Annotated in this window: 17 protein-coding genes; 3 read left to right on the forward strand and 14 right to left on the reverse strand. The window is 73.3% G+C overall.

The window, feature by feature from the left end:
• Window positions 1-61 precede the first annotated feature (61 nt).
• Window positions 62-622 carry a TetR/AcrR family transcriptional regulator gene (locus Q0994_RS24955; protein WP_299538470.1) on the reverse strand — a complete coding sequence of 187 codons (561 nt, stop codon included), beginning with the start codon at window positions 620-622 and terminating at the stop codon, window positions 62-64.
• A 116-nt stretch (window positions 623-738) separates the two neighbouring features.
• Between Q0994_RS24955 and Q0994_RS24960 the strand changes: the two genes are divergently transcribed.
• Together Q0994_RS24960 and Q0994_RS24965 are read left to right on the forward strand one after the other, a co-directional pair.
• Window positions 739-1,431 carry an SDR family oxidoreductase gene (locus Q0994_RS24960; protein ID WP_299538471.1) on the forward strand — a complete coding sequence of 231 codons (693 nt, stop codon included), beginning with the start codon at window positions 739-741 and terminating at the stop codon, window positions 1,429-1,431.
• A 214-nt stretch (window positions 1,432-1,645) separates the two neighbouring features.
• Window positions 1,646-2,656 carry an NADP-dependent oxidoreductase gene (locus tag Q0994_RS24965; RefSeq protein WP_299538736.1) on the forward strand — a complete coding sequence of 337 codons (1,011 nt, stop codon included), beginning with the start codon at window positions 1,646-1,648 and terminating at the stop codon, window positions 2,654-2,656.
• A gap of 76 nt (window positions 2,657-2,732) precedes the next feature.
• On the opposite strand, the gene Q0994_RS24970 is transcribed toward Q0994_RS24965, so the two are convergent.
• The 3 genes from Q0994_RS24970 to Q0994_RS24980 all read right to left on the reverse strand — a co-directional run bounded on the left by Q0994_RS24970 (window position 2,733) and on the right by Q0994_RS24980 (window position 6,343).
• Entirely contained in the window at window positions 2,733-3,083 is a 351-nt protein-coding gene (locus tag Q0994_RS24970; protein WP_299538472.1) for an STAS domain-containing protein, read from the reverse strand.
• A 197-nt stretch (window positions 3,084-3,280) separates the two neighbouring features.
• Window positions 3,281-4,924, reverse strand: a complete 1,644-nt coding sequence (locus tag Q0994_RS24975) for a PP2C family protein-serine/threonine phosphatase (protein WP_299538474.1) — start codon at window positions 4,922-4,924, stop codon at window positions 3,281-3,283.
• Between the two features lie 207 nt (window positions 4,925-5,131).
• Window positions 5,132-6,343, reverse strand: coding sequence for a PP2C family protein-serine/threonine phosphatase (locus Q0994_RS24980; protein WP_299538475.1), 1,212 nt, complete (start codon window positions 6,341-6,343; stop codon window positions 5,132-5,134).
• A 97-nt stretch (window positions 6,344-6,440) separates the two neighbouring features.
• Between Q0994_RS24980 and Q0994_RS24985 the strand changes: the two genes are divergently transcribed.
• Window positions 6,441-6,929, forward strand: a complete 489-nt coding sequence (locus tag Q0994_RS24985; RefSeq protein WP_299538477.1) for a MarR family winged helix-turn-helix transcriptional regulator — start codon at window positions 6,441-6,443, stop codon at window positions 6,927-6,929.
• 83 nt (window positions 6,930-7,012) lie between these two features.
• Here Q0994_RS24985 and Q0994_RS24990 read toward each other — a convergent pair whose 3' ends face one another.
• The 10 genes from Q0994_RS24990 to Q0994_RS25035 all read right to left on the reverse strand — a co-directional run bounded on the left by Q0994_RS24990 (window position 7,013) and on the right by Q0994_RS25035 (window position 18,528).
• Window positions 7,013-7,351 carry an STAS domain-containing protein gene (locus Q0994_RS24990; protein ID WP_299538479.1) on the reverse strand — a complete coding sequence of 113 codons (339 nt, stop codon included), beginning with the start codon at window positions 7,349-7,351 and terminating at the stop codon, window positions 7,013-7,015.
• Between the two features lie 110 nt (window positions 7,352-7,461).
• A complete protein-coding gene (locus Q0994_RS24995) occupies window positions 7,462-8,670 on the reverse strand; it encodes a macrolide family glycosyltransferase (protein WP_299538480.1) in 1,209 nt (402 codons plus the stop codon).
• A 110-nt stretch (window positions 8,671-8,780) separates the two neighbouring features.
• Window positions 8,781-9,428: a CatB-related O-acetyltransferase gene (locus Q0994_RS25000; protein WP_299538482.1), complete on the reverse strand. Its 648-nt coding sequence runs from the start codon at window positions 9,426-9,428 to the stop codon at window positions 8,781-8,783.
• A gap of 243 nt (window positions 9,429-9,671) precedes the next feature.
• Window positions 9,672-12,017 carry a GH92 family glycosyl hydrolase gene (locus Q0994_RS25005; protein ID WP_299538483.1) on the reverse strand — a complete coding sequence of 782 codons (2,346 nt, stop codon included), beginning with the start codon at window positions 12,015-12,017 and terminating at the stop codon, window positions 9,672-9,674.
• A gap of 150 nt (window positions 12,018-12,167) precedes the next feature.
• A complete protein-coding gene (locus Q0994_RS25010) occupies window positions 12,168-13,823 on the reverse strand; it encodes a fused response regulator/phosphatase (protein ID WP_299538484.1) in 1,656 nt (551 codons plus the stop codon).
• Window positions 13,820-15,685, reverse strand: a complete 1,866-nt coding sequence (locus Q0994_RS25015) for an ATP-binding protein (protein ID WP_299538485.1) — start codon at window positions 15,683-15,685, stop codon at window positions 13,820-13,822. The genes Q0994_RS25010 and Q0994_RS25015 overlap by 4 nt, the downstream gene beginning before the upstream one ends.
• Window positions 15,682-16,899 carry an ATP-binding SpoIIE family protein phosphatase gene (locus Q0994_RS25020; protein WP_299538487.1) on the reverse strand — a complete coding sequence of 406 codons (1,218 nt, stop codon included), beginning with the start codon at window positions 16,897-16,899 and terminating at the stop codon, window positions 15,682-15,684. Before Q0994_RS25020 ends, Q0994_RS25015 begins: the two co-directional genes overlap by 4 nt.
• On the reverse strand, window positions 16,887-17,312 hold the full coding sequence (locus Q0994_RS25025; protein WP_299538488.1) for an anti-sigma regulatory factor: 426 nt from the start codon (window positions 17,310-17,312) through the stop codon (window positions 16,887-16,889). The genes Q0994_RS25020 and Q0994_RS25025 overlap by 13 nt, the downstream gene beginning before the upstream one ends.
• A complete protein-coding gene (locus Q0994_RS25030) occupies window positions 17,309-17,686 on the reverse strand; it encodes an STAS domain-containing protein (RefSeq protein ID WP_299538489.1) in 378 nt (125 codons plus the stop codon). The genes Q0994_RS25025 and Q0994_RS25030 overlap by 4 nt, the downstream gene beginning before the upstream one ends.
• Complete coding sequence (locus Q0994_RS25035; RefSeq protein WP_299538490.1) at window positions 17,683-18,528, reverse strand: STAS domain-containing protein; 846 nt, start codon at window positions 18,526-18,528, stop codon at window positions 17,683-17,685. The genes Q0994_RS25030 and Q0994_RS25035 overlap by 4 nt, the downstream gene beginning before the upstream one ends.
• Window positions 18,529-18,741 lie beyond the last annotated feature (213 nt).

Consider the following 18,741-nt stretch of genomic DNA (forward strand, 5'->3'; position numbering starts at 1 on the left):
GAGTACGCCTCTTCGCGCGGGCGGGCCGTCCCGCGTGCACGACCCCGTACCGCGCCCCGGTTCAGCCGGTTTCCGTCAGGGCCGTGTGGGCGGCGGCGAGGATCTCGTCCGAGAGCGGGGAGCCCTTGGTGGCCCGGGACAGGACCAGCGCACCGAACAGGGTGCAGAGGCGGGCGACGCCGTCCTGGTCGTCGGTGGCGAGGAAGTCGGCGAAGTCGGCCACCCCCTCCGCGTACACGCGACGCGCCTCGGGCCCGCCGCCCTCGCGGGCGATGTCGGTGGCGAGGGCGGCGACCGGGCAGCCGTCCGCCGGGGAGTCACGGTGCCCGGCGGAGAGATAGGTGTCGACCAGCGCCCGCTGGGCGGCGTCACGCTGCCCGTCGTACCGCTCCAGCCCCGCGCCGTGACGCCGGGCGAGCTCGGCGAAGGCGTGGGCGGTGGCCTCGTCGACGAGCGCCTCCTTGGAGTCGAACTGCTTGTAGAAGGCGCCGTGGGTCAGACCGGCCGCCTTCATCAGGTCGGCGACGCTGACCTGCGTGCCCCGCTCCCGGAACAGCCGGGACGCGGTGTCCACCACCCGCCTGCGGTTCTCCTCCGCCTGCGCCTGCGATACGCGGCCCATGACCACCTCCCGTTTGGATGTCGACTGGCATCTATCATAGACCCGTGTTTAGATTGGATGCATAATCCAATTGCGCCGCGGGTGGCCGTCGGCTCCCGCCGGAACCAGGAGAAGGCATGGAACTCACGAACGCGGTCGCGGTCGTCACCGGTGCGAACCGGGGGCTCGGGCGCCACCTCGCCGCCCAGCTCGTCGAGCGCGGGGCGAAGGTGTACGGAGCGGCCCGGCGCCCCGAGACGGTCGACGTGCCGGGCGTCGTCCCGCTGCGGCTGGACGTCACCGACGAGGCCTCGGTACGGGCGGCCGCACAGGTGGCGTCCGACGCGACCCTCCTGATCAACAACGCGGGCATCTCCACCGGCGCGAGCCTGGTCGGAGGCGACGCGAGCGAGATCCGCCGGGAGATGGAGACCAACTTCTTCGGCCCGCTCGCCGCGACCCGGGCCTTCGCCCCCGTCATCGAGAGCAACGGCGGCGGCGCCGTGCTCAACGTCCTGTCCGCCCTGTCCTGGCTCCACCCGGCAGAACTCGGCTCCTACGCCGCCTCCAAGGCCGCCGCCTGGGCGCTCAGCGACGCGACCCGCGAGGAGCTGGCGCCGCGCGGCATCGCCGTCTCGGCGCTGCACGTCGGCTACATGGACACCGACATGGCCGCCGCAGTGCCCGCCGACCAGAAGGCCGCCGCCGCCGACGTCGCGGCCCGGGCCCTGCACGGCATCGAGACCGGCCGGCCGGAGATCCTCGCCGACGAGACCAGTCGGTACGTCAAGCAGAGCCTGTCCGCCGCGCTCCGGCCCGACGCGGGCTGACGCTCACCCCCGGCACGACCGGCCGCGGAACGCCTGTCCCCGCCGACCGCGTCACCGCTCGGGTCGTATCCGTGGCCCGAGGGCTGAACGCGGCCGGGGACGCGGGTGCCCGCGCCACCGCGGCAAGAACAGCACGCACCCTCTCGTACGGGGAGAAGCCCGGCGCGAGCGGAGACCCGGCCCCGCAGGGACGGCAGACGGAACGGAGATGACGATGAGGGCTTTCCTGGTCGAGAAGTACGGCGGCGCAGCCGGGGTGCGCGCTGCCGACGTACCCGACCCGCGGGTGGGCGCCGAGGACGTCCTGGTCGAGATCCAAGCGGCCGGCGTCAACCCGCTGGACCTCAGGATCCGCAACGGGGACTTCAAGGCGTTCCTGCCCTACCGCCTCCCGCTCGTCCTGGGCAACGACCTCGCCGGGACGGTCGTCCGGGTCGGCCCGTCCGTCACACGGTTCGCGGTGGGCGACGAGGTCTACGCCCGGCCCGGCAAGGACCGCATCGGCACCTTCGCCGAACTCCTCGCCGTCCACCAGGACGACCTGGCGCCCAAGCCCGCCACCCTCACCATGACCGAGGCCGCGTCCCTGCCCCTGGTCGCCCTGACCGCATGGCAGGCACTGGTGGAGCGGGCCGGCGTGCGGCCGGGTCAGAAGGTCCTCGTCCACGCGGGCGCCGGCGGCCTCGGCTCGATCGCCGTACAGCTCGCCAAGGCGCTCGGCGCGCACGTGGCCACCACCGTGAGCACCGCCAAGACGGGTCTGGCCAGGGATCTCGGCGCGGACGTCGTCGTCGACCACCGCACCCAGGACTTCGAAGAGGTGCTCGACGGCTACGACGTCGTCCTCGACAGCCTCGGCGGCGAGAACCTCGCCAAGTCCCTGCGCGTACTCAGGCCCGGCGGCATCGCCGTCAGCGTCGCGGGACCGCCCGACCCCGCCTTCGCCCGCGAACTCGGCCTGAACCCGGTCCTCCGCCTGGTCATGACCGCCCTCAGCTTCACGACCCGGCGCAACGCCGAGCGCCGCGGGGTGAGGTACTCGTTCCTCTTCATGAAGGCCGACGGCGACCAGCTGCGCCGGCTCACCCCCCTCATCGACGCCGGAAGGATCCGCCCCGTCGTCGACCGCGTCTTCCCGTTCGACGAAGCGCTCCGGGCCATGGAGTACGTCGAGCAGGGACGGACGAAGGCCGGCAAGGTCGTCCTCACGATGCCCCCGCGATGACGTGGGGACGGCACGGATTCGACGCGCGCGACGGGTGCGGCGCGGCGGCATGACGGGGGTCCGGGCGGCGGAAAGGCTATCCGGCCCGTCGCGAGAGGTGCGGGTGGGTGAAGAGCTGCTGGACCCCGGTGATGTCGAGGAGCCGCCGGAGGAACGGGGGCTGGTGCTCCACGTGCAGACGTACGGAGTGCGCGGTGGTCTTGCGGTGGATCATCAGCAGGGACGAGATGCCGATGGAGTCGCAGAAGGTCATACCGGTGCAGTCGAGGATCAGGTCGCGCAGGCCCGGTCGCCCGGTGAGGCACTCCTCGGCCTGCTCGACCACGAGGTCGCCCGTGTGGTGGTCCAGGTCGCCGGTGAGGCGGAGGCACACGGTGTCGCGGCCGTTCTCGACGGTCAGGGTGAAGGGTGTGGGCTGCGAGGTCATGGGGGCGCTCCGAGGTGCGGTCCAGTGGGGGCGGGTGCGCGTTCCGGCGCCGGACGCGCGTGTGCGGAAGGCCGTTCGGTCCGGGGGAAGCCTCGGGGACGACCGTGGGCGAGGGCGGCGGCACGGTATCCGTCGCGGGCGTGGACGGCCCCGCGCAGGTCGCTTCGCGGGGCCTCGGGCGCCGGCGGTCGTGTAGGTCATCCCGTGCTCCTACCCCGGCCGCGGCCGTCCACCGCGCGGGCGGGGTGAACGCCGCGCGGTGCGCCGATGGCGATCACGGCCATGTCGTCGTGGGGGCCGCCGCGCACCCACTGGGAGGCGAGCATCTGGATGTGGTCGACGACGGCCTCGGGCGGCATGCCGGCGCATTCCGACAGGGCGTGGCGCAGGCGTTCGTCTCCGAACAGTTCGTCGCCCCGGGGCCCGCCGCGGGCTTCGGTGAACCCGTCGGTGTGGAGCAGGCAGGTGTCCCCCTGCCGCAGGACGGTCTCCACGGTGCGGGCCTCGATCGTGGGGAGGACCCCGATCAGCGAGCCGTGGGTGTCGGCCTGTTCGACGGTTCCGTCCGCGCGGACCACGAGGGGGTGGGGGTGGCCGGCCGACGTGAGGCGCAGCCGCACCTCGTCGCCCGCACGGTGCACCGAGGCCAGCACGAGGGTGACGAAGCGGGTGTGGTGGGAGTTCAGCAGGGCCCCGTTGAGGAGTCCCAGCATCCGTGGGTGGTCGTCGGCCATGGGCAGCAGCGCCTGCAGGGTGTTGCGGATCTTGCCGGTGAGGACGGCGGCTTCGAGTCCCTTGCCGCACACGTCTCCGAGGACCACCAGGGAGGCGTCCGCCGGGGTGCTGCCGGGGTGCACGTCGTAGAAGTCGCCTCCCACCGGCTCGGTCGCGCCGGCGGGACGGTAGCCGCCGGCGATCTCCACGCCGTCCAGGCGCGGCAGGGCCGGCGGCAGCAGGTCGCGCATGAGGATCCGGGTTATGGCGTTCTGCTCGCTGTAGAGGCGTGCGGCGGACAGTGCCGCGCCGGCCCGGGCGCCGAACAGGCGGGCGAAGACCTCGTCGCTCTCGCTGAACTCGGCGCGTCCGCTGCGGCGGAGCAGTACGAGGGCCCCGGCCGGCACGCCGTGGCCGGGCAGCGGGGTCACGACGACCGAGCCGATCGTCGCGCCGAAGCCCTCCGGAAGCACCCATGCGGGCATGGCGGCCGGGTCGATCCACCGGGAGGGCGCGGGCGGGAACCCCTGCAGCGCCTCCGCGAGGCCCGGCAGGTCGGACGGGGCGCCGGCGAGCGGGACACGTTCGGCTTCCTGACCGGCGAGGGCTCGGGCCACGGACAGCGTGCGGCCCTGCGCGGGCGCGACGACGACGAGGGCGATGTCCGCGAGGTGTTCCGCGGCGAGTTCCGCGGTCGTGGCCATGCACCTGTCGGTGTTCAGCGAGGTCAGCAGGGTGTGGGACGTCTCCGAGAGAAGCCTGGTGCGTTCGCGCTCCGTGGCGAGCGCTTCTTCCGCGAGACGCCGGCCGGTGTCGTCGACCAGCCACCACACCACGCTTCCGTCCGCCGTGAGCGACGGGTGCGCCTCGAAGCTGCGGACCCCGATCCGCCCCGCCACCGGATCGGGAACGGTCCGGTCCGGGTGCGTGGGGGCCGCGGAGCCGGCGTCCGCGCACACGGCCCGGTGGGCCTCGGCCAGCCATGCCGGTGCGACCTCCGCCACGGGCGCCCCGGGTGCGGCGCCCGGGAGCAGCAGCCCGGCCGCGTCGTTCGCCCCGACGACGGCTCCGGACGGGTCGGCGACGACGACGGGGCAGGGAGCCAGGTCCCACACGCTGGTCCGCAAAGCGGCGCTTCCCCTGGTTGAGGCCATGGACAGGGCCCGCCCTGGGCGAACCGCACCGCCTTCCCCTGCTCGTCGAAAATTACTTGCCGTGCGGCAAGCATCCTCCAGGGGTGTGCCGCGTGGCAACCCGCCCCCGCGTACCGTGCGCCCGCAGAGGTGTGCTGTGCGCGGACCACACGCCGTGGCCGCACCACCTTCACCTCGCGATCACGGGCGAGCGTCCGAAGGCGGGCTCTCCCGTTCGACGGCGGGACGTCCGTGCCAGTCCAGACACATCACCAGGGAGTCGTCGGCGGCCGGGCCGGAGCCGCGGTGCCCCAGGAGTTCCTGCAGCATCGCCCGGGGCACCTGCGGGGCCGGCAGCAGCCGGGTGCTGGTGATCGACTTGGCCAGGGCGCGGAGGCTGTACTTCTCCCCGCCGGGCGACAGGGCGTCGTAGACGCCGTCGCTGATGAAGAACAGGCGGTCCCCGGGCTCGACGTCGAGGCGCTGGGACACGTAGGCCGTCTCCTCGAACATCCCGAGGGGGTTCTGGGCCTCCAGCTCGATCATCTCGACCGCGCCCGCGCGCAGCCGCCACACCCGTGGCGAGCCGGCGTCGATGATCTCGACCTCTCCGGTGGGGAGGTGGAAGCGCAGCAGCAGCGTCGCCAGGTACTTGTCGCCCCGGTACTGCCCGTGGACGGCCTGGTCGGCGAGGTAGGCCTGGTCGCTGAGGCTCAGCCCGGCGCGGCGGGCGTTGCGCAGGGCGTTGACCGCGAGATTGGTCAGGAGTGCGGCGTCGATGCCCTGCCCCATGCCGTTGCTCACGGTCAGATAGAGCTCGTCGGCGGAGGCGGACCAGTCGAAGCTGTCGCCGAAGATGGCGTACGCGGGTTCGAGCTGTGCTCCGAGGCTGTACTCGGGGCGTGCGCACGAGCGTCCGGGCAGCATCTGCCACTGCATCTCCGCGGCGAGCGTCAGGCGCTCGGCCCGGCGGGCCTGGAGGAAGACGTCGGTGTCGCGTTCGGCGACGACCACCTCGTGCGCCAGGGCGTCGGCGCACAGGCGGAGCTCGTCCACCACGTCCGGCTCCACCTCGCCGCCGGTGGCCGGCAGGGTGACGCTCAGCACGCCGAGGCGGTCCCCCCGGACACTGACCGGCAGGTGCACCGTTACGGTGGAGGCGGGACCGTCGTACACGCAGTGGGGCTCCTGGGCCCCGAACGCGCGGCCCGGTGCGCTCTCGTGCACCGGGAGCGACCGCAGGGTGTGCGGCAGCACACCGACGGGCTGCAGCCTCGTCATGGCGTAGTCGGCCATCAGCAGTTCCACCGCGTCGGCGCGGAAACGGTCTTCGATCAGGGAACGGAGCACGTCGAAGATCTCGTGGGGCGCGGCCTCGCGCAGAGCACGCTCAACCGCACTGGGTCTGTCCACCGGTACCGGTCTCTCTTTCCTTCACATATCTTCATCTATGCGACTGCTCACATCGACCAGCCGGAACGGGCACGAATCGCCCACTCGGGAGTGTCACATGCGCGAGGCCCACGCCTCCCAGGACCAGCACACCTCCCGACCCGCGCCCGAAATCGGCGAGGTGCTGGAACTCCTCGAAATAGCGTGGGAGCACAACCGCGAAACGCTCAGCACCGCACCGCTCTCCTCGGTCCAGACCCGTGTGATGTACATCATCGACCGCGAGCCCGGGATCAACCTGAGCTCGCTCGGCCGCCGCCTCTCCGCGGCCGCACCCTCCGTCACCCGCCTGTGCGACCGCCTCCAGGCCGCCGGATTCCTCCGCCGCATCCCGCACACCGAGGACCGGCGCGCCATGCACCTGGAACTCACGGAGGCCGGCAGCGACCACCTCGACGGCATCCGGCACCGCCGGGAACAGGTACTCCGGCAGGCCATGGAACGCATGAGTCCCGACGCCCAGCACGCCCTCGCCACCGGCCTCAGCGCGTTGTGCGACGCCGTGGGCGAGCCCACCCGGCCCCCCGAACACCGCGAAAGCGCCTGACCGGCCGGCCCCGGCCGTACGGGTGCGCGGGGGAAGGGCCGTTCCGCCCGGCGGAGTGCTTCCGGTCCGCGGGCGGCGGGCGGCTACGCCTCCGCGAGGGGCGGGCTCTGCGCACACGCCGCGAGGGCGCTTTCGAGCGTGGGATGGATGCGCAGCACCATGTCGGCCCCGGTGATGCTGAAGATCCGGCGCATGGCGGTGGGGGGCGCGGCGATGTGCAGGCGGGCTCTCTGGTGGGTGGCCACCACGAGCTGGAGGAACACCGAGTCGCTGAACGTGATGTCGCTGGCGTCCAGGATGAGGCCGCCGTGGCGGGTCACGGCGGCCTCGATCTCCCTCTCCAGAGGGGCGAGGGTGTCCTCGTCCAGCTGTCCGGACGGCGTGAGCACCGGCAGAGGCCCTCCGGCGGGAAAAGTTGTCATGCGGCAAGTATTGCCTGTCCGCGTCCCTCCGACGCGGGCGGGGCGGCGGGAAAGCCGGACGCGCCGGTTCCGTCCCCCGGGAGGGCTTCGGGTGAAGCCCCCCGCCGCCGTCAGTCCAGCCGCGCCTCCAACAGATCCGCCGCCCGGAGCGTGCCGCCCTCGGCCAGGGCGTCGGCGCGCAGGCGGGCGGAGCGGCGGGCCACCTCGGGGTCGGCGACGAGTTCGGTGAGGGCGGCGCGCAGGGCCTGTGCCGTGGCGTCCTCGGTGTCGATCCGGCGCGCGACGCCCAGTTCGACCAGGCGGTCGGCGTTCGTGAACTGCTCGGCGGCCTGGGGGACGGCGATCATCGGTACCCCGGCCAGCAGCCCTTCGCCGCAGCCGCCCATTCCGGCGTGGGTGACGAAGGCGTCGGCCTGTCCGAGGATCTCCCGCTGCGCGACCCAGGGGTGCACCTCGACGCCGGACGGGACGGGGCCCAGCTCCGCCGGGTCGGTGTACTTCCCGATCTGGAGCACGGTGTGCCAGCCCGGCAGCCCGCCGAAGGCCCGGAGGCACTGGCGGTAGAACTCCGGCTGCCGCGTGTAGGCGGAGCCCAGGGAGACCAGCAGGACGTTCTCGGCTCCGGGAGGGCGCGTCCAGCTTGCGGACCCGCCGTTCCCGCCACCGCTGCCCCCTTCGCCGTCGCCGGCCGGCCGGAAGCACGGCCCGACGAAGGTCACGGCGTCGGTGTCCACCTCGTCGGCGTGCGGCTGCATGGCCCGGGGGATCAGGGCCAGGGCATGCGCGGGGCGGCCCGAGAAGGCGTCCACGTCGGTGGTGGTCGCCCCGCTGCCCGCGAGCCACCGCGCGAACGCGTCGCGGTACGCGTCGGCGCCGGGCAGTCGCCGCAGGTGCGCGCCGACGTCCTGCTCGTAGCCCTTCCAGCCGACGAAGGTCGGGGAGAGCTGCGTCAGCGGCCGGTTCTGCGACTCGGCGAGGGCACGCGCCGCGTAGGCGCCGATGTCGTACAGGTAGAGGTCGGCGGGATCCTCGTCGTAGACGGCGCGCAGGTGCGGGAGTGCCTGGACGGCGTCGTCGAGGAAGAGGCGCATGGCCGCGACGGGGTCGTCGGGCCAGTTGTTGTCGGCCACCGGCAGCACCGAGGCGCAGGGGACGAGTTCGGCGCCGGTGCCGGCGACGAGGTGGGCCACCGAGGGATCGTTGGCGTACGTCACCCGGTGGCCGCGGGCCACCAGCTCGCGGATGATCTCCAGGCTCGGGAACATGTGGCTGACGGCGGGGATGCCGATCATCGCGATGTGGGCGCGGCGACGGGACATGGACGGTCCACTCGATTCGGGGTGCGGCGGTGCGGGGCGTGGAGGGGGCGGCGGCGCGGGGCGTACCCCGTCCGGTCGTGCCGGGCGGGGCGCCCCGGGGGCACGGCCGGTCAGGTTGCGGCCGGGGCGGCGGCCTCCAGGGCGTCGAGGGTGCCCGACATGACCGTCCGGATGTGCGCGGTGAGGTGCTCCGCCGGCCAGTCCCACCAGGCGACCGCGAGCAGCCGGGCCACGTCGTCGGCGTCGTACCGGGTGCGCACGAGCCGGGCCGGGTTGCCGGCCACGATCGCGTAGTCGGGCACGTCGGAGGCGACCACGGCACCGGCGCCGACGACGGCGCCGTGCCCGATGCGCACGCCGGGCATCACCGTCGCGCCGTGGCCGAACCAGACGTCGTTGCCGACGACGGTGTCCCCGCGGTTCGGCAGGCCGGTGAGCAGGTCGGCGTGCTCGGCCCACGAACCGCCCATGGTGGGGAACGGGAAGGTGGAGGGGCCGTCCATCCGGTGGTTGGCGCCGTTCATGAGGAACCGCACCCCGGTGCCCAGCGCGCAGAACTTGCCGATGACCAGCTTCTCCGGGCCGTAGTGGTGGAGCACGTTGCGGGTCTCGAAGCCGGTCGCGTCGTCCGGGTCGTCGTAGTACGAGTACTCCCCGACCTCGATCAGCGGCGAGGTCACCAGCGGTCGGAGCAGCACCACCCGCGGCTGTCCCGGCATCGGGTGGAGGACGGTGGGGTCGGCGGGGAGCACAGGCATGGCACACGCTTCCTCGTGGGGGCGGTCTCGGCGTCCGGGCCCATGATCACACCCTCCGCGCGGACGGCCACGCGCTTTTCGCCATAGGACGGGAGGGGTCCCGCCGCCGTTGACACGGCCGAGGGCGCCGTGCCCCGCGGAACCGGCCCGCCTGTCCGGGAGGGCGGGGTGGCGGGCGGAGCGGGGCCTGCGCGCGAGGACCCGCCCCCACGGCCGGGGGCGGGTCCTCGGGGGTTCAGGGGATCACTTGAGGGCAGGCGGCGCGGCGGCCGGTGCGGTGCCCCAGGTGGAGGGCTCGGCGGCGACGGTGAAGCTCAGGTCCCGGGTGGACCGGATGTCGTCGGTCGTCAGGTAGGTCTTCCCGTACGCGGCGCCGTCGGTGCGGGCGGACTGGATGTAGCGCGCGGTGCCGGAGGTGCCCGGGGCCCGCACGGTGAGCCCGCCCCTCGGGTAGTACCGCCGGTCGAGGGTCAGGTCGACCCGCTCGAAGACGGGCGTGGACAGGCCCCAGGTGTCGGTGCCGGGCTGGACCGGGAAGATCCCGATCGAGGACAGCACGTTCCAGGCGGACATGGTGCCGAGGTCGTCGTTGCCCGTCATGCCGGTCGGGGTGTCGGTGAAGAGGGTGAGCGCGGCGTGCACCACGTCGGTGGTCTTCCACGGCTGGCCGGTGGAGAGGTAGGTGTAGGGGGCGATGAGGTCGGGTTCGTTCTGCGGGTTGTACTTGTCGGCGTTGTAGTAGGCGTACGGGCCGTTGACCCACACCTCGCGGGCGGTCTTCGCGGGGTCGGCCAGCAACTGCGGGTAGGCGAAGAAGGAGTCGAGCCGGGCGTTGGCGGCCCCGGTGCCGCCGATCAGGTCGACCATGCCGGGCAGGTCCTGCGGGACGAGCCACTGGTACTGCCAGGCGGTGCCCTCGTGGAAGCCCTCGCTCTGCGCCGGGTCGGCGGGGCCGGTGAAGGCGCCTGCGGCGTCGCGGGCCCGGAAGAAGCCGGTCGAACTGTCGAAGATCTTCCGGTAGTTCTGGGCGCGGGCGGCGTAGCGGGCGGCGTCGGCGGGGTGTCCGAGCTCCTTCGCCATCTGGCCGAGCATCGCGTCGGACAGCGCGTACTCCAGGGTCGCGGAGGCGCCGTGGTCGTAGTCGGAGTCGCCGGGCTTCACATGGGCGCGGCCCTTGATGTACGGGGCGTAACCCTCGGCCAGGTACTCCTTGTTGGCCTCCCGGCCCACGGGCGCGGAGGCGGCGGGCGGGACGCCGTCGGCGTTCTTCTTCAGCGCCCGGTAGGCCTGCTCCTCGTACCCGTCCAGCAGGCCCTGCTGGTAGGCGTTGGTGAGGAAGGGGGTGACCGGGTCGCCGGTCATGATGTTGGTCTCGACCGTGCCGTAGCCCCACTTGGGGAGCCAGCCGCTGTCCCGGTCGATCGCGAGGACGGAGATCGCCATGTCCCGCGACTCGCGCGGAGCGAGCAGAGCCAGGAGCTGGGCCTGGGTGCGGTAGGTGTCCCAGAGCGACCAGTTCTGGTAGTAGGTGAAGCCCTTCGCCCGGTGGATCTCCTGGTCCCAGCCGGTGTAGCGCCCGTCGACGTCGCTGCCGATGTTGGGCGCGAGGAACGAGCGGTACAGGGAGGAGTAGAAGGTGCGGCGGAGCGTCTCGCTGCCGCCCCGGGCACGGACGTCGTCGAGGCGGTCCTCCCAGGCGGCCTGAGCGGCACGGGCGACCTTGTCGTACGAACGGCCGCCTTCGGCACGGAGGTTGAGGGCCGCGCCCTTCGCGTCGACGTAGGAGATCGCGGTGGTGGCCTCGACGGTGCGGTCCTTCGTGGTGTCGAAGCGCAGGAAGGCGCCGTTGCGCTCGCCGGCGGCGGACGAGGCCGTGGAGCCCTCGGTGACCGCGTCGCCCTTCCAGGTGCCGGACGTGGTGAAGGGCCGGTCGAAGCGGGTGAGGGTGTAGAGCGTGTACGGCTTGGTGTCCTGGCAGAAGCCGCTGCCCGTGAGGGCGGTGCGCACGGTGCGGTCGTCGAGGATCTCGACCTCGGTCTTCACCGTACGGTGCAGCGACTGGCCCGCGTTGATCAGGACGTTGGCCCGGTCGGTGGCGGGGAAGGTGTAGCGCTGCACGCCGGTGCGCGCGGTGGCGGTCAGCTCGGCCTCGATGCCCGCGTCCAGGCCGACGCGGTAGGTGCCGGGGGCGGCCTGCTCGTCGTCGTGGCTGAACCCGGCGGCGTAGACGGCGTTGTCGGTGGAGGTGATGTCGCCGGTGGTCGGCAGCATCGGAAGGTCACCGCCGAGGCCGCAGCCCACCCCGGAGATGTGCACCGTGGAGAAGCCCCGGATGTGGGTCTCGGAGTAGTCGTAGCCGGTGTTGTGACCGGTGTCGGGCGAGAGCTGCACCATGCCGAAGGGCACCGCCGCGCCCGGATAGGTGTTGCCCTCGTTCTCGGTCCCGATGAACGGGTTGACGAGATCGGTGAGCCGGTCGCGCCCGTGGCTCCCGCCGTCCGCCACGGCGGGCGCGGTGACGGCGCCGCCGAGCAGCGCGGCCGTCGCGGCCACCGTCCCGGCTCCGCGAATCCAGTGGGTCCATCTCATGAAAAGAACGCCTCTTCCGACGTAGACAACGTTGTCAAGCCGTGCTGAGCGATCATTCTTCGTCCGGGGATGTGTACGCGTCAATAGGCGGGACGTGGACCGGTCCCTCCCGGCGGCCGCCCGGCGGCCGCCCGGCGGGCCGGACGCGGGTCAGTGGAGCCGGGCCGCCAGCAGGGCGATGTCGTCGGTCTTGCCCTTGCCGAAGGCGTCCAGCAGCCCGTCGCAGAGCGCGTCGAGTTCCGCCGGGGCGCCGGCGAGGGTGCGGGCCAGCGCGGCCATGCTGTCGTCGAGGTTCTCGCCCGGCACCTCGATCAGCCCGTCGGTCAGCAGCAGCAGCGTGGCCCCCGGCGGCACCGGGTGGCGGACGGCCGGGGCGTGCGGCAGGTTGAGGCCGAGCAGCGGGCCGTGCTCGGTGAGATAGCGGGTGGAGCCGTCGGGGTCCTTCAGCAGCGGCGGGATGTGGCCCGCGTTGGCGATCTGCAGACAGCGGCCGCCGGGCTCCACCAGGACCAGGCACACGGTGACGGTGATGGAGGGCCGCAACCGTACGAGGAGGGCGTCGAGGCGGACCAGGAGCGTCTGCGGGTCGTGGCCCTCGATCGCGTACGCGCGCAGGGCGTGGCGGACCTCGCCCATGATCATGGCGGCCTTGAGGGAGTGTCCGGCCACGTCCCCGATGGCCAGCAGCAGCCCGGCCGGGGTCTCGATGGCCTCGTAGAAGTCGCCGCCGATCTCGGCGTGGTCGGCTGCCGGTTCGTACCGTACGGCCATGTCCACGCCGGGGACCTCGGGCAGCCGGTCCGGCAGGAAGGTGCGCTGCAGGGTGAGGACGAGGGCGTGTTCCTCGCTGTGGCTGCGCAGCGCCTCCAGCGCGAGGGCGCAGGCCTGGGCGAGCTGGGAGAGGAGTTCGCCGTCGTCGGTGCCGGCCAGCGTCGTCGCGTCGACCGCGAGCGCGATCGGCGGCCGGCCGCGCTTGGTGCGAGCGAGAACGAGCGCGACCCCGTCGGGGAACACGTCGGCGCCGCGGTCCGCGTCCGTGCCCGTCAGCTCCCGCCATTCGGCGCCGGTGAGCACGGTGGTCTCCGTGCCGGTCCCGTCGCCGAGCGCCTTGCCGGTCAGCAGGTCCAGCAGCCGGGGGTCGGCTTGGGCGAGGGTGACGGGCGATTCCTCCGCCGGGCGGCTGCGGCCCGACGGCGTCCGGGCGGCCGCGAGATGGACGGCGCGGCCGTCGGGACTGAGGGCGACGGTCACGGCGGGCGAGCCCATCAGGGTGGCCGCGCCGACCGCCGCCGCGTGGATGAACGTCTCGCCGTCGGGGGCCGCGTAGACCGCCAGCGTGCTGCTGTTCAGCGCGGCGACGCGGGTGGCCAGCCGCTCGGCGCGGCGGCGGGCGCGGGCGTAGCGGAGGGCGGCCGTGACGGTGGCCAGCAGTTCGTCCGGAGCGATGGGCTCGGTGAGGTAGGCGTCCGCGCCCCGGTGCAGGCCCTGGGTGCGGTCGCTCACCTCGATCGCGGTCGCGGAGACGTGGATGACCGGCAGGTGGGCGGTACGCGGGTCGGCCTTGATCTGCTCGCACACCTCGAAGCCGCTCATGTCGGGCAGCCGGACGTCGACGACGGCGAGCTCGGGCAGCAGCGCGTCGGGGGCCTTGGCCAGCAGGGCCAGGCCCTCGGCGCCGTCGGCCGCCTCCACCACCGTGTGTCCGGCGCGGCGCAGCCAACTGCCCACGATGTAGCGGTTGGTGTCGTTGTCGTCGAGCACCATGACCGTGGCCACGGCGCCGTCGGAGAGGGAGTGGGGACTCATCGCGTGCCGTCTTCCGGGGACTCTTCCTGGAGCGGGGGGTGGCCCGGCCGCGGCGGATGCTCCGGGCGCGGCGGGTGGTCGGGGCGGGGCGGATGGGGCGGGAGCGGCGGGGGTTCGGGTGCTCCGTCGAAGGCGCGGGCGAGCCGGCCGAGGGTGAGCGACGCCTTGTCCAGGACCGCACGGGCGTGGCGCAGCCGGGCGTGGTCCAGGGTGCCGTCGGCCGCCGAGGTGATCACGATGACGGGGATGCCCGCGGTGCCGGGGTCGGCGGCCAGGTCGGCCAGCACGTCGTAGCCGTCGAGGTCGGGCATGTGCAGGTCGAGCAGGACCGCGTCGGGGCGTTCGCGGCGGATCGTGTCGCCCGCGCGACCGCCCTCGCCCACTTCCACGACGCGGTCGGCCAGTTGGCCGAGCACCGGGCGGATGGCGCCGCGGAAGACCTCGTCGTCGTCGACGGTGACGAGGACCGCGCGCCGGGTCACGGCCGCGTCGTCGGGGCCGTCGGCGCCGGGCCGGGCGGCGGGCAGCCGCACGGTGACCACGGTCCCGCGGCCGGGGCTGCTGGTGAGGACGAGGCTGCCGCCGAGGAGTTCGGCGAGGCGCCGGGCGTAGGGCAGGCCGAGGCCGGTGCCGGAGCGGCCCCGCTGGTGCGAGCCGCGTACCTGGTAGAACTCCTCGAAGATCTGGTGCTGTTCCTCCGGGGGGATGCCGACACCGGTGTCCGACACGGTGAAGACCACCTCGCCGCCGGCCGGCCCGGGCTCGGCCGCCACGTCGAGCCGCACGGTGCCCTCCTCCGTGAACTTCAGGGAGTTGGAGAGCAGGTTGCGCAGGATGCGGGTGACCATCACCTCGTCGCTGACCAGGGTGAGGGCCGGGTCGGGCTCGGCCACCGCGAGGGTGACGTCGCCCCGTGTCTCGTAGCCGCGCAGGGTGCCGCGGAGCTGGCCGAGGGTGGCGCGCAGGTCGACGGGCTCCCAGTGCGGCTCCAGCCGGCCCGACTCCGCCTTGGCCACGTCCAGCAGTTCGTCGACCAGGGCGAGAAGGGTGGCGCCGGAGGCCGAGATGAGCGCGATCTGCCGCCGCTGCTCCTCGTCGAGGCGTTCCCCTTCGGTCTCCAGCAGCAGCCGGGCGAGGCCCACCACCGAGTTGACCGGGGTGCGCAGTTCGTGGCTCACGTTGGCCCAGAAGCGGGTCTTCGCCTCGCTCGCCTCGCGCAACTGGCTGGACTTCTCCTCCAGTTCGGCGTAGAGCGCGACGACACCGCGGTTGGTCTCCTCCAGCTCCGCCGAGAGCTCGGAGTAGAGCGCCACCACGCCGCGGTTGGTCTCCTCCAGCTCCTCGTTGAGCCGGTGCAGTTCCTCCCGCTGGGCGCGCGACTCCTCCAGTGCGGCGATCAGGTCGCTGGTCTGGGCGCGGGCGTCCTCCAGCACGCTGGAACCGCGGTGCGCCCGCAGGGCCTCGCGGGCGCGCCGCAGGGTCTCCGGGTCCGTCGCGTCCACCGAGAGCTGCTGCTCGATCGTCACCCTCCGTTCGGCGGCCTCGTGCCGGACGGGCACCAGGCGGGCGGCGGCCTTGACCGCCTCGGGTCCGGGGCCGGGGCCGGTCCGCCACAGGAGATCCACCCGGAGCACCGGCACCACACCGGCCACCACACCGAACTCGACACACAGGCCCGGCGATCCGAGGGTGTCGCGGCCCAGTTCGCTGAGTGCGGTCGCGAGCCGGATCTGGTCCTGTCTCTCCACCCCGAGGGCCTCGGCCGCCGCCTTGCCGCTGCGGCGGAGCACGAAGACGTCGTGCTCGGTGGCGAGCGCGACGGTGGCCAGCGGGGCGGTTCCGTCGGCCGCCGGAGCCGTCACCACGCCCCCTTGGCGACGGCGACCCCGGCGTCGTCGCGGCGGATGCCCGCCTCGCGCAGCAGCAGGGCGGCGGCGACGAGCGGCGAGTGTGCGAGCAGGCCGGGCAGGTTCTTCGGCTGCCAGCGCTCGGTCAGCCCGTCGGAGTGCATGATCACGCCGCTGCCACGCGGGAGTTCCTGGCGGACCGTGCGCAGGGTGGGCATCTGGTGGCCGACGATGCCGGGTGCGGAGAGCAGCGAGCGGCGGGTGCCGGCGTCGGCGTCGACGACGAAGGTGCTGACGTTGCCGACGCCGCAGAAGGAGACCGTGCGGGTCTGCGGTTCGATGCGTACGACCGCCACCGCTCCGCCCCGGCCGCCGCGCAGGGCGCGGTGGATCTCGGCGATCACGCCTTCCGGATGCCGGGCGGTGCCGTCGCGGAAGGCCGCCGCCGCGGCGTCCGCCGCGCGGGCGGCGAGCGGGCCGTGCCCGAGGCCGTCGCAGAACATCAGCAGCAGGGCGGGTTCCACATCGGTGTCGGTGTCGGGTGCTCCGGCCGGGCGCGGGGTCCGGTCGGGCGTGCGGCGGGCGTCGCCCGCCGACGGCCGGAAACCGGTGAGCGCCGTCCAGTCCAGCGGGTCGGGCGCGGACGGCTGCCGGGCGGGCCGCCGGGCGGCGGCCGCTTCCTGCTCCGGGGCGCCGACGGCACGGGCCGCCCAGACGTCTCCGCAGGTCTCCTCGCCGGTGATCGGCCGGGTCAGCCCGGCCACGACGGGTTCACCGAGGGCGGCGGCCCTTCGGGCTGCCTCCTTGGTCCAGAACCTCGCGGCGAGGACGGTCCCGCGGTCCGGGAGGGAGTGGATGTCGATGGTGTCGGCGAGCCGTGAGATGGCGCCGAGTCCGATGCCGAGGGTGCCGGCCGAGGAGACGCCGTCGGTCAGCGAGTGCGGTACGTCGGCCATGCCGGGACCGGAGTCGATGGTCACGCACTCCACGCCCGCGTCGTCCGCCGTGCGCACGACGCGCAGCAGCAGGGTGCCGTCGACGGCGTGCCGGCGCAGGTTGGTCCCCGCCTCGCTCACCGCGAGGGCCACCTCGGCGCAGCGCTGCTCGTCGAAGCCGATGCGCCGGGCGAGCGCGGACGCCGCCCCGCGCGCGGCGGCGGGGAGCGACTCCGCGTCGCGGAACCAGGCGATGTCCTGCGCGTCGAGCACGGGCAGCGTCAACGGGCCCATTTGGTCACCGCGATCTGGGTGCCGCGGCCGACCTCGGTGTCCAGGGTGAAGTCGTCGACCAGCCGGCGGGCCCCGCTCAGGCCGAGGCCGAGGCCGCCGCCGGAGGTCCAGCCGTCGGTGAGGGCCAGGTCCAGGTCGGGAATGCCGGGGCCCGAGTCCTCGAAGACCGCGGTGACGCCGAGACGGCCGTCCCGGCGCACCAGGCCGGTGCGCATGACGCCGCCGCCGCCGTACACCAGTGTGTTGCGGGCCAGTTCGCTCGCCGCGGTGACGAGCTTGGTCTGGTCGACCAGCGACAGCTTGCAGCGCTGGGCGAGGGTACGCACCAGTTGGCGGGCACGGACGACGTCGTCGTTGGTGGCGACGGTGACCGTCTCGTGCTCGCCCTCGGGAACGCCCGGGAGCCCGCTCACGGCCGTGCCGGCCGGTCGTCGTCCGACCGGGCCAGGATGTCCAGCCCCTTCTCCAGGGTCAGAGCGGTGCGCACACCGCCGAGGGAGAGTCCGAGCTCGACCAGGGTGATCGCCACGGCCGGCCGCATGCCGACGACGACGGTCTCCGCGTCGAGCATCCGGGAGATGGCCGCCGTGGTGGCCAGCATCCGGCCCACGAACGAGTCGACGATCTCCACCGCGGTGATGTCGATGACCACGCCGCGGGCGCCGGTGGCGACGATGCGGGCCGCCAGGTCGTCCTGGAGGTCCAGAACGGTCTGGTCCTCCAGATCCACCTGGATGGAGACCAGCAGGACGTCGCCGATCTTCAGAACGGGTACGCGTTCGGTCACGCCTGACCGCCGGAGCGTGCGGAGGAGGCGTCCGCGCGGCGCAGCGCGTGCTTGAGCGCGTCGGCCAGCGTGGCCTTGGTGACGATGTCGCCGAACTGGATGCCGAGCGCGACGATGGTCTGCGCGATCTGCGGGCGGATGCCGGAGATGGTGCATTCGGCGCCCATCAGCCGGGCGGCCACCACGGTCTTCAGCAGGTGCTGGGCGACCTCGGTGTCCACCGCGGGGACGCCGGTGATGTCGATGATGGCCTGGTCGGAGCCGGTGTCGACGAGCGTCTGGAGCAGCTTCTCCATCACCACCTGGGTGCGTGCGGAGTCGAGGGTGCCCACCAGCGGCACCGCGACCACGCCCTCCCAGAGCTTCACCACGGGCGTGGAGAGCTCCATGAGCTGCTCGGACTGCGCGCTGATGATCTCCTCGCGCGTCCGGGAGTACACCTCGATGGTGAACAGTCCGAGCGCGTCCAGGAGGTTGCTGAACTGCAGGTACGCGCGGATGTCCACGGCCGAGCTGTCGGCGGACGGCGCGAGGATCGCCTTGCCCGCGAAGACGCTGGTCGCCGTCTCGGTGGGGGTGAACCCCTGGCGGGCCCGGTTGCGGGAGAGCTCGCCGAGCAGGGCGCGGACCTCGGCGAACTCCTCGCCGTTCCAGTCCAGGCCGCCGCGGCGCAGACCCTCCAGAAGGGCCCCGTACAGTTCGCGCAGCTCGCGGTCGAGCTCCGCCACGGAGACGCGTCCGCGCAGCGTGTGCGAGACGCTCTCGACCCAGGCGGCCTCCAGTGGCTTCCGCTGCTCCGCGAGCAGCTCCACGAGTCTGGCCGATATGTCTTGTTCCGCCATCAGGCGATCCCCTCCAGTAGCGCCCCGCCGACGCGGGCCGTTCCTCGCAGCGTAAGCCATCGCCCCATGCCGACGAGCGCCGTGTGAGCTGCGACGATCACCACACATTTCGGACCCGTGCCCGAGAACCGCGGGGCCTCGAATTCGAGCCCCCCACGACCTTCGCACGGACCCGTGGCACATGCCCCCCGCATCCACCCGTGCGGCGTACCG

It is taken from the genome of uncultured Streptomyces sp. (genome assembly GCF_947488945.1).
Taxonomy (GTDB): Bacteria; Actinomycetota; Actinomycetes; order Streptomycetales; family Streptomycetaceae; genus Streptomyces.

Bases quoted from the DNA above. Each gene is read 5' to 3' on its own strand.
- Q0994_RS24955 (WP_299538470.1), bottom strand. From the start codon at position 622: ATGGGCCGCGTATCGCAGGCGCAGGCGGAGGAGAACCGCAGGCGGGTG.
- Q0994_RS24960 (WP_299538471.1), top strand. From the start codon at position 739: ATGGAACTCACGAACGCGGTCGCGGTCGTCACCGGTGCGAACCGGGGG.
- Q0994_RS24965 (WP_299538736.1), top strand. From the start codon at position 1,646: ATGAGGGCTTTCCTGGTCGAGAAGTACGGCGGCGCAGCCGGGGTGCGC.
- Q0994_RS24970 (WP_299538472.1), bottom strand. From the start codon at position 3,083: ATGACCTCGCAGCCCACACCCTTCACCCTGACCGTCGAGAACGGCCGC.
- Q0994_RS24985 (WP_299538477.1), top strand. From the start codon at position 6,441: ATGCGCGAGGCCCACGCCTCCCAGGACCAGCACACCTCCCGACCCGCG.
- Q0994_RS24990 (WP_299538479.1), bottom strand. From the start codon at position 7,351: ATGACAACTTTTCCCGCCGGAGGGCCTCTGCCGGTGCTCACGCCGTCC.
- Q0994_RS24995 (WP_299538480.1), bottom strand. From the start codon at position 8,670: ATGTCCCGTCGCCGCGCCCACATCGCGATGATCGGCATCCCCGCCGTC.
- Q0994_RS25000 (WP_299538482.1), bottom strand. From the start codon at position 9,428: ATGCCTGTGCTCCCCGCCGACCCCACCGTCCTCCACCCGATGCCGGGA.
- Q0994_RS25005 (WP_299538483.1), bottom strand. From the start codon at position 12,017: ATGAGATGGACCCACTGGATTCGCGGAGCCGGGACGGTGGCCGCGACG.
- Q0994_RS25010 (WP_299538484.1), bottom strand. From the start codon at position 13,823: ATGAGTCCCCACTCCCTCTCCGACGGCGCCGTGGCCACGGTCATGGTG.
- Q0994_RS25020 (WP_299538487.1), bottom strand. From the start codon at position 16,899: ATGGGCCCGTTGACGCTGCCCGTGCTCGACGCGCAGGACATCGCCTGG.
- Q0994_RS25035 (WP_299538490.1), bottom strand. From the start codon at position 18,528: ATGGCGGAACAAGACATATCGGCCAGACTCGTGGAGCTGCTCGCGGAG.